At 65.6% G+C, this 14,998-nt stretch carries 10 protein-coding genes; 5 read left to right on the top strand and 5 right to left on the bottom strand.

The genetic code is table 11. The annotated features are described in order from the left end of the window. Positions 1–46: 46 nt before the first annotated feature. The 5 genes from glgB to IQ782_RS14435 all read right to left on the bottom strand — a co-directional run bounded on the left by glgB (position 47) and on the right by IQ782_RS14435 (position 8,190). Positions 47–2,245: a 1,4-alpha-glucan branching protein GlgB gene (gene glgB / locus IQ782_RS14455; RefSeq protein ID WP_194135368.1), complete on the bottom strand. Its 2,199-nt coding sequence runs from the start codon at positions 2,243–2,245 to the stop codon at positions 47–49. A gap of 72 nt (positions 2,246–2,317) precedes the next feature. Then, entirely contained in the window at positions 2,318–4,693 is a 2,376-nt protein-coding gene (locus IQ782_RS14450; RefSeq protein WP_194135367.1) for a glycogen/starch/alpha-glucan phosphorylase, read from the bottom strand. 118 nt (positions 4,694–4,811) lie between these two features. Beyond that, positions 4,812–5,771, bottom strand: a complete 960-nt coding sequence (locus tag IQ782_RS14445) for a glucokinase (RefSeq protein WP_194135366.1) — start codon at positions 5,769–5,771, stop codon at positions 4,812–4,814. A 6-nt stretch (positions 5,772–5,777) separates the two neighbouring features. Then, positions 5,778–7,100: a GH1 family beta-glucosidase gene (locus IQ782_RS14440; protein ID WP_194135365.1), complete on the bottom strand. Its 1,323-nt coding sequence runs from the start codon at positions 7,098–7,100 to the stop codon at positions 5,778–5,780. Between the two features lie 55 nt (positions 7,101–7,155). Continuing rightward, complete coding sequence (locus IQ782_RS14435) at positions 7,156–8,190, bottom strand: LacI family DNA-binding transcriptional regulator (RefSeq protein WP_194135364.1); 1,035 nt, start codon at positions 8,188–8,190, stop codon at positions 7,156–7,158. Between the two features lie 270 nt (positions 8,191–8,460). Here IQ782_RS14435 and IQ782_RS14430 point away from each other — a divergent pair, with 270 nt between their 5' ends. From IQ782_RS14430 to IQ782_RS14410, 5 genes are all read left to right on the top strand, one after another. Then, positions 8,461–9,834: an ABC transporter substrate-binding protein gene (locus tag IQ782_RS14430; RefSeq protein WP_194135363.1), complete on the top strand. Its 1,374-nt coding sequence runs from the start codon at positions 8,461–8,463 to the stop codon at positions 9,832–9,834. A gap of 115 nt (positions 9,835–9,949) precedes the next feature. After that, entirely contained in the window at positions 9,950–10,948 is a 999-nt protein-coding gene (locus tag IQ782_RS14425; protein ID WP_194135362.1) for a carbohydrate ABC transporter permease, read from the top strand. Positions 10,949–10,961: 13 nt separating this feature from the next. Further along, on the top strand, positions 10,962–12,101 hold the full coding sequence (locus IQ782_RS14420) for a carbohydrate ABC transporter permease (RefSeq protein ID WP_194135361.1): 1,140 nt from the start codon (positions 10,962–10,964) through the stop codon (positions 12,099–12,101). Positions 12,102–12,117: 16 nt separating this feature from the next. Then, positions 12,118–13,761 (top strand): alpha-glucosidase, encoded by a 1,644-nt coding sequence (locus IQ782_RS14415; protein WP_194135360.1) that lies wholly within the window; start codon positions 12,118–12,120, stop codon positions 13,759–13,761. Positions 13,762–13,795: 34 nt separating this feature from the next. Continuing rightward, positions 13,796–14,887 (top strand): ABC transporter ATP-binding protein, encoded by a 1,092-nt coding sequence (locus IQ782_RS14410; RefSeq protein WP_194135359.1) that lies wholly within the window; start codon positions 13,796–13,798, stop codon positions 14,885–14,887. Positions 14,888–14,998 lie beyond the last annotated feature (111 nt).

The raw sequence follows: 14,998 nt of genomic DNA, 5'->3' as shown, positions 1-14,998 counted from the left end.
CTAAATTCGATGTGTCGGGCAAAGCCGTGACACGGGTATGAATGGATCAGTTTTCCTCGCGCACGAGGAAGATCGCCGAAAGTGGCGGAAGGAAGAGCTCGGCCGAGGCGGGATAGCCGTGGCTGGGCTCGTCGTCGGCGATGACGCGGCCGAAATTCCCGCGATTGCCACCGCCATAGATGCCTGCGTCGGTGTTCAGCGCCTCGCGCCAGACACCGGTTTCTGGCAGGCCGATGCGGTAGCGCGGATGCTCGGCAGGGGTGAAGTTGCAGATCACCGCGACCTCAGGCTCATCGGCGCGGCCGCGCCGGATCCACGAGAACACCGAGTTGCCGGTGTCGCCCCCGGCGATCCAGGCGAAACCGTCTTCCTCGGCGTCCTTCTGGTACAGCGCCGGGGTCTCGCAATAGAGCGTGTTGAGATCGCGGATCAGCCGCTGCATCCCGGCGTGCTGGGGATCGCCGAGGCAGGTCCAGTCGATCTCGGCGTCGTGGTTCCACTCGTGCGCCTGCGCGAACTCCTGCCCCATGAACAGCAGCTTCTTGCCCGGATGGCCCCACATGAAGCCGTAGTAGGTGCGCAGGTTGGCGAATTTCTCCCACTCGTTGCCCGGCATCTTGCCCAGCATCGAGCCCTTGCCGTGCACCACCTCGTCATGGCTGATCGGCAGGATGAAATTCTCGGAGAAGGCGTAGACCAGCCCGAAGGTCATCTGGTGGTGATGGTAGCTGCGGTAGATGGGGTCCTTGCGGATGTATTCGAGCGTGTCGTTCATCCAGCCCATGTTCCATTTGAACCCGAAGCCGAGTCCGCCCTGATCGACCGGCGAGGAGACGCCCGGATAGGCGGTGCTTTCCTCGGCCACGGTCATGATGCCTGGGTGCTGGCCGTAGCACTCCGTGTTCATCCGGCGCAGCATCGAGATCGCCTCGTAATTCTCGCGCCCGCCGTCCTTGTTCGGCACCCACTCACCCTCGGGGCGCGAGTAGTCGCGGTAGAGCATCGAGGCCACCGCATCCACGCGCAGCCCGTCGGCGTGGTATTCCTCGAGCCAGTAAAGCGCGTTGGCGGTCAGGTAGTTCGCGACCTCGGCACGCCCGTAGTTGTAGATCAGCGTGTTCCAGTCGTGGTGGAAGCCTTCCTTGGGATCGGCATGCTCGTAAAGCGCGGTGCCGTCAAAGCGCCCGAGGCCATGCGCGTCGCTGGGGAAATGGCCGGGAACCCAATCGAGGATCACCCCGATCCCGGCCTCATGCGCGGCGTTGACCAGATCGCGGAACTCATGCGGCAGCCCGTGGCGGATGGTCGGGGCAAACATGCCGATCGGCTGGTAGCCCCAGGAGCCGTCGAACGGGTACTCGCTGACCGGCAGCAGCTCGATATGGGTGAAGCCCATCTCGGCGACGTAGTCGATCAGCTCCTCGGCCGCCTCGATGTAGGAGATCGGCCGCCCCCAATCCTTGCGCCGCCACGACGGCAGGTGGACCTCGTAGATCGAGATCGGCGCAGAGCGGCTCTGCGCTTCGGCGCGGGTCTCGATCCACGCGTCGTCGGACCAGCCGTAGCCCGAGATGTCGCGCACGATCGAGGCATTCGCGGGCGGATGCTCGGAGCCGAAGCCCATGGGGTCGGCCTTGCGCGGCTGGACGCTGCCATCGGGGCCGACGATCTCGTAGCGGTAGAATGCGCCGTCGCCTATGCCCGGCAGGAAGATCTCCCAGACCCCGGTATTGCCGCGTCGTCGCATCGGGTGGCGCAACCCGTCCCACCAGTTGAAATCGCCCACCACAGAGACCCGCTTTGCGTTCGGTGCCCAGACCGCGAAATGGGTGCCGGACACGCCCTCATGCGTCATCACATGCGCGCCGAGCGCCTCCCAGAGACGGCGGTGGCTGCCCTCGCCAAGCAGGTATTCGTCGATCTCGCCCAGCACCGGGCCAAAGCGGTAGGGATCTTCCTTCTCGAAGTGGTGCGGCTCGTCATCCTCGCCGTGGTCCTCGCCGGCGAGCGTATAGGCCATGTCGCCGGGCACCGGGCCGTGGAAGAAGCCGGGCACCGAGCAGGGCTCGAGCGGGTGGCGCACGCCCTTGACCACGCCCCACATGCGGTCGGCACCGGGGTCGTAGGTGGTGACATGGCGCACCCCGTCGATGTCATGCGGGCCAAGCACCGCGAACGGATCGTCGTGGTGCCCCCGCAGCAGTCGCAGCAGGGCAGACTCAGAGGGTGTGGACACGGTGCTCATGCTCTGACTGTAGCTGCTTCCGCGCCTCTGGCAATGATCTGAGACATTCAGGTGCCTGAAGATCTTGGCAGATCAAAGCAGACTCTGCGCCCCCCAGATATCGGCCATGTATCCGCGGATCGTCCGGTCCGACGAGAACCAGCCCGAGCGCGCTGTGTTCAGCGCCGCCATTTTCGCCCAGGCGCGTGTGTCTTTGAAGGCCGTGTCCACCTCGCGCTGCGCGCGCCAGTAGTCGGTGAAATCCGAGCAGACGAGGAAATAATCCGCGCCTTCGAGGTTGGCGGTGATGCCGTGGTAGCGTTCGGGCTCGCCCGGCGAGAAGCGCCCGTCGCGGATCAGGTCGAGCGCGCGCTTGAGGCGCGGGTCTGCCTGCACCGCCTTCCAGGCGTGGCCCTCGACTTTTCGGCGCTCCATGACTTCCTCGGCGGTCATGCCGAAGAGGAAGAAGTTCTCGGCCCCCACGTGCTCGCGGATTTCCACGTTGGCGCCATCGAGCGTGCCCACGGTCGGCGCGCCGTTCAGAGCGAACTTCATGTTGCCGGTGCCCGAGGCCTCCTTGCCGGCAGTCGAGATCTGCTCCGAAAGATCCGCGGCGGGGATCATCCGCTCCGCGAGGCTGACGTTGTAGTTGGGCAGGAAGGCAATCTTGAGATAGGGCGCGGTCACCGGGTCGGCGTTGATCACCGCAGCGGCGTCGTTGATCAGCCGGATGATGTCCTTGGCGAAGAAATAGCCCGGCGCCGCCTTGCCGCCGAAGAGCTTCAGCCTCGGCGTCCAGTCGGCGGTGGGGTTGTCGCGAATCTCGGCCCAGTGGGCGATCGTCTCGAGGATGTTGAGGTGCTGGCGCTTGTACTCGTGCAGACGCTTGATCTGCACGTCGAAGAGCATCTCGGGATCCACGTGCAGCCCGTGTGTCGTGCCCATCCAGTTCGACAACTCGGCCTTGTTGTCGCGCTTGACCTGCGCGTAGCGGTCGAGCCAGCCGGTGTCCTCGATGAAGGGCTCGAGCCCCTTCAGCTGCTCGAGGTCGTCCACCCAGCCCTCGCCGATCGATTCGGTGATCAGCCCGGCAAGGCGCGGGTTGCAGGCCAGCAGCCAGCGGCGCGGGGTGACGCCGTTGGTCTCGTTGACGATGCGATCGGGATGGAGCGTGTGCAGCTCCTCGAAGACCGTGGTCTTCATCAGCTCGGTGTGCAGCGCCGAAACGCCGTTGACGTGATGCGCCATGACGAAGCTGAGCTGGCCCATCTTCACCTGGTGGTCGGCGCGCATGGAATTCATCCGCGAGGGGTTCTGCTTGGCATGGGTGCTGTCGATCTGGTCGATGAGCTCGATGTGCCGCGGCAGCAGGCGGCCGAAAAGCGTCTCGTCCCAGGTCTCCAGCGCCTCGGGCAGCAGCGTGTGGTTGGTGTAGCTGAGGCAGCCGCGGGCGATCTCCATCGACTCCTCGAACGACAGCCCTCGCTCATCGTGCAGAACGCGGATCAGCTCGGGCCCGGCGATGGCGGGATGCGTGTCGTTGAGCTGGATTGCCACCTTGGCGGGCAGCTTGCGCAGGTCGCCGAACTGGTTGTTGAAGCGGCGCAGGATGTCGCGCAGGGCCGCGGCGGTCAGGAAGTATTCCTGCTTGAGCCGCAGCTCCTTGCCCTGTTCGGTGGTGTCATCGGGATAGAGCACCCGGCTGATGGTCCGCGCCAGCGCCTCGGGCTGGGCCGCCCCGGCAAAATCGCCATGGTTGAAGCGGTCGAGATCGAAGGGGTGGATGGCGCGGCCCGACCAGAGCCGCAACGTGTTGGCCCAGCGTCCCTTCCAGCCGATGACCGGCGTGTCGAAGGCCTCGGCCTCGACCACCTCGGCAGGATACCAGCGCACGGTCTCGCCGCGCCGGTCCACGTGGCCGCCGAAGCCGATGCGGTAGCGCACCTCGGGGCGTTCGAATTCCCAGGCGTGGCGCTGTTCGAGCCAGTGTTCTGGCTGCTCGACCTGGCGGCCATCGACGAAACTTTGCCGGAACAGCCCGTGCTCGTAGCGGATGCCGTAGCCGTGCGCCGGGCAGCCGATGGTCGACAGGCTTTCGAGGAAACAGGCGGCCAGCCGGCCGAGCCCGCCATTGCCGAGCGCCGCGTCCGGTTCATCGGACAGCACCGTGCCGTAGTCCTTGCCGAACTCCTCGAGCACCGCCTTGGCTTCATCCACCAGTTCGAGGTTGACGATGCCATCCTCGAGCAGCCGGCCGATCAGGAATTCCATCGACAGGTAGTAGACCCGTTTCGCCCCGGAGTCGTAGGTCTTGCCGGTGGCCCCGATCCAGGCGTCGGTGATCCGGTCGCGGACCGCGTAACTCAGCGCCATGCGCCAGTCCTCGAGGATCGCGTGCTCGGGATCCTTTCCGAAGGAATAGCGCAGATGCTGGATGATGGACTCGCGCAGGGAGGCGGTAGGGCTCATGGGAAGGCACTCGCTTTGGACAAGACGAAGGGTTGCGCCGCTCGAGCTAGGGCGTCTGCACGATTGATGAACAGTTTTTGTTACGCAAAGGCAACCACCTTGCGCATTGCGCCGAGATTCAGGGCAATTCGCTCAAGTGGCAGGCACAACCCGTGAGCGCCGCATAATCGTCGGTCACTAGGCTTACCGGGAACTGCGTCATGAACTCGGCGAAGCGGCCCCGGTCGGTGAACGCCTGCTCGAAGGTGCCGGTGGTCAGATAGGGGCCGAAATGCCGTGCCACGCCCCCGATCAGGTAAATGCCGCCGAAGGGCAGGGTGGTGAGTGCCAGATTGCTGCACACCCGGCCCATGACCCTCACGAAGACCTCGATGGCGCGCAGGGCGCGCGCATCTGTTCCGGCCTCGACCGCCTCCATGATCTGCTGCGCCGTCAGCGGCGTGCCCGCGCCATCCTCGTCGCAGAGCCAGGCATAGACCCGTTCGAAACCGCGACCCGAGAGGATGTCCTCGACACCGGGCGCCGGGTGTTTGCGTTCGATGTAGCGCAGCAGCCGCATTTCCTCGTCGGTCTGCACCGGGATCGCGACATGGCCAGACTCGGAGGGCGGCACCAGCGTTCGCTCGCCGAGGCGGTAGACCGGCGCGGCATTCATGCCGGTGCCGATGCCAACCACCAGCCGCGCCGCCTGAGGGCTGGCGGGCTGGCCGGGAAGGATGCGGGTCAGGCAGTCGTCGGCGATGTGGCCAAGCGCGTGGCCCTGCGCCTGAAGGTCGTTGAGCACCGAGATGGTTTCGGCGCCTGTGGCTTCGGCCAGAGTCGGCCGGTCGATCGCCCAGTCGATGTTGGTCAGCCGTCCGGCGCCGTCGCGCACCGGTCCGGCGACGGCGACGCAGGCGGCATCGACCGATGTGCCCTTCTCGGCGAGATAGTGTTTCAGGACAGCGCCGATGCCGTCGTTCTCGGCATTGCGGTAGCGCGTCACCGAGTCCGCGACCAGCTTGCCGCCTTCGCAAAGCGCCACCCGAGTGTTGGTGCCGCCGATATCCGCCAGAACTGCCGTGCCGCCGCTGCTCATGATGCCCTACTCCGTTAGCGCTCTCGCAAGCGCGTGGTAAGAGGCTTTGGGCGTGCGTTCAAGGGTGTCGAAGTCGACGTGCACCAGCCCGAAGCGTTTTTCATAGCCCAGGCTCCACTCGTAGTTGTCGAGCAGCGACCAGGCGAAATAGCCCTTCACCGGCGCGCCGCTGGCGATCGCGCTGCGGACCTCGGCAAGGTGATCATCGAGATAGGCGATGCGGTCCTGGTCGTCCACTCCGCCGTCTTTCAGCGGATCGGGCGCCGCCATGCCGCTCTCGGTCACATAGAGCGGAATGTCACCGGTGTACTCCTTCGCCAGCCGGATAAGGAATTGCGACAGCCCCTGCGGGTAGATCTCCCAGTCCATGAAGGTCTTGGGCAGCGGACCCTCGACCTCGTGCAGCGAGGGCCAGGGACCGGTGTTGGGGGCGATCACCTTGCGGGTGTAGTAGTTCAGCCCGCACCAATCGAGTTTCTGGGTGATCAGACCGAAATCATCTTGCCAGTTCGTCGGCATATGCGGCTCGAGCCCGTCGAGCACGATCTGCGGGTATTCTCCCTTGAACACGCCGCCGGTGAACCAGCGGTTGTAGATGCCGTCGTAAAGTTCTGCGGCGTGACGCGCGTCCTCGGTGTCATCGGCCGGGGTCGACCACTCCATGTTGAAGACCCCGCCAAGGTTTTTCATGCCGAGCCCGCGCATCACCTCGATGGCGCGGCCATGGGCGAGCAGCACATGGTGCATGGCGCGGGCGGTGGCGCGGATGTCGCGCAGTCCGGGCGCGTGGAAGCCCATGAAATGCGACAGCCAGGCGACGCACCAGGGCTCGTTGATCGGCGCGACCGAATACATCCGGTCACCGATGCGCTTCATCAGCACCTCGGTGAAATCTCCGAACCAATGCGCCACGTCGCGGTTGCGCCAACCGCCAAGGTCGGCGAGCGGCGAGGGCAGCTCCCAGTGGTAGAGCGTGGCGCAGGGCTTGATGCCGCGCTCGAGCATGGCGTCGGTCAGCCGGTCATAGAAGTCGAGCCCCTCCTGGTTGACCGCGCCACGCCCCTCGGGCAGCACCCGCGCCCAGCTTGTCGAGAAGCGGTAGGCGTCGAGCCCGGCGGCTTTCACCAGGTCGAGGTCCGACTCGAAGCGGTGGTAGTGGTCACAGGCGCGGGCGCCGTTCTCGGCGCGCACGACATTGCCGGGAGTCGCGGCGAAGTCGTCCCAATGGGTGCGGCCGGCACCGCCGAAGGCATGGCCCTCGATCTGGTAGCTGGAGGTGGCGACGCCGAAGAGAAAATCCTCGGGAAAATCCTTGCGGGTGAACTGCATGGCTTGTCCTTTTCAATGCGAGGGAACTGCGAGGGGCGAGGGGATGACCCGGTCGTTAGTGCGTGTCTTGCGGCGCCGGGCCGGTCGAGCCGCCGATGATCAGCTGCGCCTCGAGCAGGCGCGGCTGCGCCGGCAGATCGGGGTCGGCGATATGCGCCAGCAGCATTGCAGCGGCGATCCGTCCGGCCTCGTAGACCGAGGAGCGCGTGGCGGTGAAGATCGGCACGTCCGGCCCGTTGCGCAGGAAGCTGAGATCGTCGTCATGGGTGATCACCGACACGTCGCGTCCCATCTCCAGCCCTGCGGCATGGATGGCGCGCCGGATCCCGATGGCTGCGATGACCGAGGAGGTGATCATCGCGGTGGGTCGGTCGGGCAGGGCGAGCATCCGCGATGCCGCCTCGAAGCCATAGCTCTCGGTCATCTCGCCGGCGGCCATGTAACGCGGGTCCGGCAGCAATCCGTGGCCGTCCAGCGCCTGCGCGAAGCCGACGCGGCGGCGATAGGCGAAATCCATGAACTCCAGCCCGTTGATCAGCGCGATGCGCCGGTGCCCGAGGTCGAGCAGGAAATCGGTGGCGCGCTGGAAGGCGTGGGTGTTGTTCACGTCGACCCAACTGTACGGCACGTCGAGCTCGGTGGCGCGGCCATGCACCACGAAGGGCAGGCCAAGCTGGCGCAGGAAGGGAATCCGGGGGTCCTTCATCGAGGGGCCGTGCACGATGATCCCATCGACATTGCCCTTCGCCTTGAGGCGCCGGTAATTTTCTTCCTCATCGCGGTCGCCGGTCACCGACAGGGTCATGTCATATCCCGCCTTGACGTATTCGTCCGATGCGCCAGCTATGAAATCACCGAACACCGGGTTCATCATCTGATGCTGGGTCGACATGGGGATGACGTGGCCGATGGCCATGGCGCGCCCCGTGGCCAGGCCCTTGGCCCGCGCGTTCGGGGCATAGTTGAGCGCCTGCGCCGCCTCCATGACGCGCTTGCGGGTCTGCTCGTTGACCTCCGGGTAGCCGTTGAGCGCCCGACTCACGGTGGTCTGCGAGAGATTAAGATGCGCGGCCAGTTGCTTGAGGTTCATCGCAGGAGTTTCCAAAGCGCTTCGGTATCTGGCACAGTAACGGCAAAACAGGGCCTTCGGAAAGACCCTTTGGCGCGACGCCACCTTAGCTGCAGTGCAGCATTGTTTTTGCGAGTGCAAACCGCATTGCGTGATTGACAAACGGGGGAGGTTCGCGTGAGGCTGAAAGTGGCTCAAAGCGCTTTGGGGTGAGGAGTGCCCCGGCGCGTCCGAAATGACCATATCTCTCGCGGCCGACCGGGCCGTGACAAACGGGAGGAGTTTGACGACATGACCAAACGCAACACAGGGGTCCGCGGCACGCGTGCCGTTCTCGGCTCGGTGGCGGTGCTCGCGCTCTGCGCCGGCGCGGCCCAGGCAGAGATGGTGTTTACGCCCGGCGAAGGGGGGTTCAACTGGGACAGCCTTGACGCCTTCGGAGCGTCGCACGACCTGTCGGGCCAGACACTCAGCATCTTCGGCCCCTGGCGCGGCGACGACCAGCAGCTGGTCGAGACGGTGCTTGCCTATTTCGAGGAGGCCACCGGCGCGACGGTCAGCTACGCCTCGTCCGAGACCTACGAGCAGCAGATCGTCATTGATACCGAGGCGGGCAGCCCGCCCAACATCGCGATCCTGCCGCAGCCGGGGCTGATCGCCGACCTGGTGAAGAAGGGCTATGTGACCCCGCTCGGCAACGAGACCGCCGACTGGCTGCGCGAGAACTATGCCGCTGGCGAGAGCTGGGTCAGCCTTGGATCCTTCGAGGGCAAGGACGGCACGCAGCTCTACGCTTTCCCCTACAAGATCGACGTGAAATCGCTGGTCTTCTACGTCCCCGAGAACTTCGAGGACGCGGGCTACGAAGTGCCGACCACGATGGAAGAGCTGAAGGCCCTCACCGAGCAGATCGCCGAGGAAGGCGAGACCCCCTGGTGCATCGGCCTCGGTTCCGGCGGCGCGACCGGCTGGCCGGCGACCGACTGGGTCGAGGACATGATGCTGCGGGTGCAGCCGCCCGAAGTCTACGACCAATGGGTGACCAACGAGATCCCCTTCAACGATCCCAAGGTGATCGAGGCGATCGACGAGTTCGGCTGGTTCGCCAAGAACGACGCCTTCGTCAACGGCGGCGCCGGGGCGGTGGCGACCACCGACTTCCGCGAGAGCCCGGCGGGACTCTTCGCCTCGCCGCCGCAGTGCTACATGCACCACCAGGCCAGCTTCATCCCGACCTTCTTCCCCGATGGCACCGAGATGGGCGTGGACGCGGACTTCTTCTACATGCCCGCCTACGAGGGCAAGGACCTTGGCCAGCCGGTGCTGGGCGCGGGCACGCTCGCCTTCATCACCAAGGACAGCGACGCCGCGCGCGCCTTCATCGAGTTCCTGCAGACGCCGATCGCGCATGAGATCTGGATGGCGCAATCCGGCTTCCTGACCCCCTACAAGGAGGCGAATGCCGAGCTCTACGGTTCTGCGCCGCTGAAGAAGATGGGCGAAATCCTGCTCGATGCCACCACCTTCCGCTTCGACGCCTCGGACCTGATGCCGGGCGCCGTCGGCGCGGGCAGCTTCTGGACCGGCATGGTCGACTATGTCGGCGGCAAGTCGGCCGAGGATGTCGCGACCGCGATCCAGAAAAGCTGGGACGCCAACAAGTAACTCGGCGTAGAGTGGAATCGAGGCGCCGCGACGCAACTTCCTTCCAAGGAAGTTGCAACTCTCTTCGAAGAGAGTTGCGGCGCCCCGGACGACTGCACGGGAAGGGGAGGACGTCATGCATCCGGCACTTCAGGCCGTACTGACCATCGTGATCGGGCTCGGCGGTTGCATCGGCTATTTCTGGCTGTCCAACCAGCTGCTCGACAAGCTGCTATTCCCGGCGCGCGGCCCCAATATCGCGCGCAACATCCGCCGGGCCGAGATGATCCGGCCCTGGCTCTTCCTGTTCCCCGCGATCTTCGCGCTCGGTCTCTACCTGGCCTATCCGGTGGTCGCGACCTTCTGGCTCTCGCTGACCGACCGCAACCAGGGCAGCGCCTTCGTCGGGCTGGCAAACTACCAGCAGATGCTGCGCGAGGCGAAGTTCTGGGAGGCGATCCGCAACAACCTGCTGTGGTTGGTCGTCGTTCCCGCCGCCTCGACCGGATTCGGCCTCCTGGCGGCGCAGCTGACCGACCGCATCCGCTGGGGCAATATCGCCAAGTCGCTGATCTTCATGCCGATGGCGATCTCCTTCGTCGGTGCCTCGGTGATCTGGAAACTGGTCTATGACTTCCGCCCCATCGGGCAGGAGCAGATCGGCATCCTCAACGCCTTCTGGGTCTGGCTCGGCGGCGAGCCGCAGACCTGGCTGACGATCACGCCGTGGAACAACTTCCTGCTGATGGTCGTGCTGATCTGGATCCAGACCGGTTTCGCCATGGTGATCCTCGGCGCCGCGCTGCGCGGCATCCCCGAGGAGACGGTCGAGGCGGCCATCGTCGACGGTGCCAACCCGTTCCAGATTTTCTTCAAGATCAAGGTGCCGCAGATCCGCTCGACCATCGTGGTGGTCTGGACGACGATCACCCTGGTGGTGCTCAAGGTCTTCGACATCGTGCTCGCCATGACCAACGGCCAGTGGCAGACGCAGGTTCTGGCCAACTACATGTACGACAAGCTTTTCCGCGCCTTCGACTGGGGCGTCGGCTCGGCCGCGGCCATGGTGATCATGTTGCTGGTCTCGCCGATCCTGGTCTGGAACGTGATCAACGCGCGCCGCGAGATGCACTGAGGGAGGGCGGAACATGGAAGGCATGGCAGGACAGAAATCCACGCTCACCTGGGCGGTGCACCTCTCGGTGGCGCTGCTGGTCGCGCTCTGGCTCTTCCCGACGGTCGGCCTGCTGGTGTCGTCCTTCCGGACCGCCGAGCAGATCAGCAACTCGGGCTGGTGGTCGGCCTTCTCGGCGCAGAAGGGCCAATTGCCGGCGATCCGCATCGAGGGCGAGGAGCAGCAGCAGGACGGTCTTTACATCATCGACGGCACGCTTTTCGGCACCGCCGAAACCAGGCTCTCGGCCTGGGGCACCTCGTCGCGCGAACCCGAGGCCTACGAGCCCGGCGCGGTTGCCGAGTTGAAGGATGGCGTGCAGCTGACCGTGGACGAGACAGGCGCGTTCCGGCTGAGCGGCCCCGCGAGCTTCGAGGGCAGCCGCCTGCCACGGGTCTTTGCCACGGCGACCACACCGCCGGAGTTCACGTTGGAGAACTATTCCAACGTCCTCTTCGGCACGACCGCCGGGGCGGGGGTCGGACAGGCCTTCCTCAACACGCTGACCGTGGCGATCCCGGCGACGGTGATCCCGATCCTCGTCGCCGCCTTCGCCGCCTATGCGCTCGCGTGGATGGAATTCCCCGGCCGCGCGCTGCTGATCGCCGGGGTGGTGGCCCTGCTGGTGGTGCCGCTGCAGCTGGCGCTCATCCCGCTCTTGCAGCTGCACAACGCGATCGGCATCGGCAAGGGCTATCTCGGGGTCTGGCTGGCGCACACCGGCTTCGGCCTGCCGCTCGCCATCTACCTTCTGCGCAACTACATGGTCGGCCTGCCCAAGGACATCATCGAGAACGCGCGGGTCGATGGCGCCTCGGACTTCCAGATTTTCACCAAGATCGTGCTGCCGCTCTCGTTCCCGGCGCTGGCGAGCTTCGCGATCTTCCAGTTCCTGTGGACCTGGAACGACCTGCTGGTGGCCTTGGTCTTCCTCGGTACCGACGACGACCGGCTGGTGCTGACCGCCCGGCTGGTCAACCTGATGGGCTCGCGCGGGGGGCAATGGGAGATCCTTGCAACCTCGGCCTTCGTGTCCATCGTCGTGCCGCTGGTGGTTTTCTTCGCCATGCAGAAATACCTAGTACGCGGCCTGCTGGCAGGCTCCGTGAAGTGATCGAAAGAACAGTCTGATGAGCAAAAACACCCTCCCCGTACCCTCCAAGGAAGACCGTGACTGGTGGCGCGGCGCGGTGATCTACCAAGTCTACCCGCGCAGCTTCCAGGACAGCAACGGCGATGGCATCGGCGATCTGCTGGGCATCTCCCGCAGGTTGCCGCACATCGCCTCGCTGGGCGTCGACGCGGTCTGGATCTCGCCGTTCTTCCGCTCGCCGATGAAGGATTTCGGCTATGACGTCAGCGACTACTGCGATGTCGATCCGATGTTCGGCAGCCTTGCGGACTTCGACACGCTGATCGAGACCGCGCACAGGCTGGGCATCAAGGTGCTGATCGACCTCGTCATGTCGCACAGCTCGGACCAGCACCCCTGGTTCGAAGAGAGCCGCTCGTCCAAGGACAACGCCCGCGCCAACTGGTACGTCTGGGCCGACGCCAAGCCCGACGGCACGCCGCCGAACAACTGGCTGTCGATCTTCGGCGGATCGGCCTGGCAATGGGACACCACGCGCTGCCAGTACTACCTGCACAACTTCCTGACCTCGCAGCCGGACCTGAACTTCCACGAGCCTCAGGTGCAGCAGGCGCTGCTCGACGTGGCGCAGTTCTGGCTCGACCGGGGGGTGAACGGCTTCCGGCTCGACACGGTGAACTTCTACGTCCACGACGCGAAGCTGCGCGACAACCCGGCGCTGGCGCCCGAGCGGCGCAACCCGATCACCGCGCCCGCTGTGAACCCCTACACCTGGCAGGAACACCTCTACGACAAGACCCAGCCCGAGAACCTCGAGTTCCTCGCCAAGCTGCGCAAGCTGATGGACCGCTACAACGCCGCCGCCGTGGGCGAGATCGGCGAGGACCTGCGCGGGCTCGAGGTGCTGGGCGAGTACACCTCGGGCAGTGATCATCTGCAGATGTCTTACGCCTTCGAGCTGCTGTCGAAGCGCGCGCCGACCGCCGACTACGTCAAGGAGGTGATGGACAAGGTGGCCGAGGTTGCGGGCGGCGGCTGGGCCTGCTGGGCCTTTTCGAACCACGACGTCGAGCGCCACGTCTCGCGCTGGGGCATCGGCGACGCCGGGGCGCGGCTCTACACCACGCTGATGATGTGCCTGCGCGGCTCGGCCTGCATCTACCAGGGCGAGGAACTGGCGCTGCCTGAGGCGGTGCTGGCCTTCGAGGACCTGCAGGATCCCTACGGGATCATGTTCTGGCCCGCCTTCAAGGGTCGCGACGGTTGCCGCACGCCGATGGTCTGGGAGCCGAACGAACATCACGGCGGCTTCACCTCGGGCCAGCCCTGGCTGCCGGTGAGCCACGAGCACCTGCGGATGACCGTCGAGGACCAGGAGAAGGACCCGGCAGCGATCCTGCACCACTACCGCCGCGCCATCGCCTTCCGCCACGCGCATTCGGCGCTCGCCAAGGGCGAGATCGCCGATCTGAAGACCGAGGGCACCGTGCTCAGTTTCCTGCGCCGCGACGACAAGGAAGAGCTGTTCTGCGCCTTCAACATCGGGCCGGAACCGGCGGCGATCGACGCGCCCGCGGGCAAGTGGCAACAGGTCGGCGTCGAGCTCGGCTCGACCGGCACCGCGCCGGATGGAAAGTTCCACCTCGGGCCCTGGCAGCCCGCGCTGGCATTGCGCATGTGATCGGCAAACAGGAAGGATAGGGGGAGCGGAGACGATGGCAGACCTGAAACTCACCGATGTCGGCAAAGTCTACGGCGGCACCGTCGAGGTGCTGAAGAACATCGACCTCGACGTCACCGCAGGCGAGCTCATCGTCTTCGTCGGCCCCTCGGGCTGCGGCAAGTCCACGCTGCTGCGGATGATCGCCGGGCTCGAGCGGATCAGCGGCGGCACGCTGGAGATCGACGGGCAGGTGGTCAATGACGTGCCGCCCGCGCAGCGCGGCATCGCCATGGTGTTCCAGAGCTACGCGCTCTACCCGCACATGACCGTGCGCGACAACATGTCCTTCGCCTTGCAGATCGCCAAGAAGAGCAAGGAGGAGATCGCCGCCTCGGTCGAGCGCGCCGCGAAGATGCTGCAGCTTGAGCCCTATCTCGACCGCCTGCCCAAGGCGCTCTCGGGCGGGCAGCGCCAGCGTGTCGCCATCGGCCGCGCCATCGTGCGCGACCCCAAGGTGTTCCTTTTCGACGAGCCACTGTCGAACCTCGACGCGGCGCTGCGCGTGGCGACCCGGATCGAGATCGCCCAGCTGAAGGAAAAGCTTCCCGACCGCACGATGATCTACGTCACCCACGACCAGGTCGAGGCGATGACGCTGGCAGACCGCATCGTCGTGCTGGCCAACAAGGGCATCGCGCAGGTCGGATCGCCGCTCGAGCTCTACGAGACCCCGAACAGCGAGTTCGTCGCGCAGTTCATCGGCTCCCCGGCGATGAACATGCTGGCGGGCGAGGTGACCGGCACCGGGCCGCAGACCACCGTGACACTGCAGACCGGCGGCACCGCCGTCTCGGATGTGCCCACCCGCGATGCGGACATGGGGCTGCGGGTCAACGTGGGCATCCGCCCGGAGGATTTCACCGTCGCCTCGGGCCGGCCGGTGTTCACCGGCAAGGTCGCGCTGACCGAGGCGCTCGGGGAGGTGACCCTGCTGCACTTCGAGCCGCAGCCCGGCTGCAAGGAGGCGCTGATCGCCAAGCTTCCCGGCATCCACAAGGGCTTGCGCGGCACGGAGGTCGGGCTGAACGCCGAGCCCGCGAAGGTACATCTCTTCGCGGACGGCATCTCCCTGCGCTACCGTTGAGCACCGCAAAAGCCTTCGAAGGCTTTTGCAACTCTCTTCGAAGAGAGTTGCTCCACACCCGCGCGCAGACTCGATAGGATGCAAAGGCGCATTCCCGCCCTGCATGTTCCG

Origin of the sequence: Salipiger mangrovisoli, from assembly GCF_015223355.1 — a bacterium.
Taxonomy (GTDB): Bacteria; Pseudomonadota; Alphaproteobacteria; order Rhodobacterales; family Rhodobacteraceae; genus Salipiger; species Salipiger mangrovisoli.
The sequence above is the reverse complement of the archived record's forward strand: the minus strand, read 5'-3'. Positions and strand labels throughout refer to the sequence as shown.

Excerpts from the sequence above, each read along its gene's own strand:
- IQ782_RS14445 (WP_194135366.1), bottom strand. The coding sequence starts at position 5,771 with ATGAGCAGCGGCGGCACGGCAGTTCTGGCGGATATCGGCGGCACCAAC.
- IQ782_RS14435 (WP_194135364.1), bottom strand. The coding sequence starts at position 8,190 with ATGAACCTCAAGCAACTGGCCGCGCATCTTAATCTCTCGCAGACCACC.
- IQ782_RS14425 (WP_194135362.1), top strand. The coding sequence starts at position 9,950 with ATGCATCCGGCACTTCAGGCCGTACTGACCATCGTGATCGGGCTCGGC.
- IQ782_RS14410 (WP_194135359.1), top strand. The coding sequence starts at position 13,796 with ATGGCAGACCTGAAACTCACCGATGTCGGCAAAGTCTACGGCGGCACC.
- glgB (WP_194135368.1), bottom strand. The coding sequence starts at position 2,245 with ATGAGCACCGTGTCCACACCCTCTGAGTCTGCCCTGCTGCGACTGCTG.
- IQ782_RS14430 (WP_194135363.1), top strand. The coding sequence starts at position 8,461 with ATGACCAAACGCAACACAGGGGTCCGCGGCACGCGTGCCGTTCTCGGC.
- IQ782_RS14450 (WP_194135367.1), bottom strand. The coding sequence starts at position 4,693 with ATGAGCCCTACCGCCTCCCTGCGCGAGTCCATCATCCAGCATCTGCGC.
- IQ782_RS14415 (WP_194135360.1), top strand. The coding sequence starts at position 12,118 with ATGAGCAAAAACACCCTCCCCGTACCCTCCAAGGAAGACCGTGACTGG.
- IQ782_RS14420 (WP_194135361.1), top strand. The coding sequence starts at position 10,962 with ATGGAAGGCATGGCAGGACAGAAATCCACGCTCACCTGGGCGGTGCAC.
- IQ782_RS14440 (WP_194135365.1), bottom strand. The coding sequence starts at position 7,100 with ATGCAGTTCACCCGCAAGGATTTTCCCGAGGATTTTCTCTTCGGCGTC.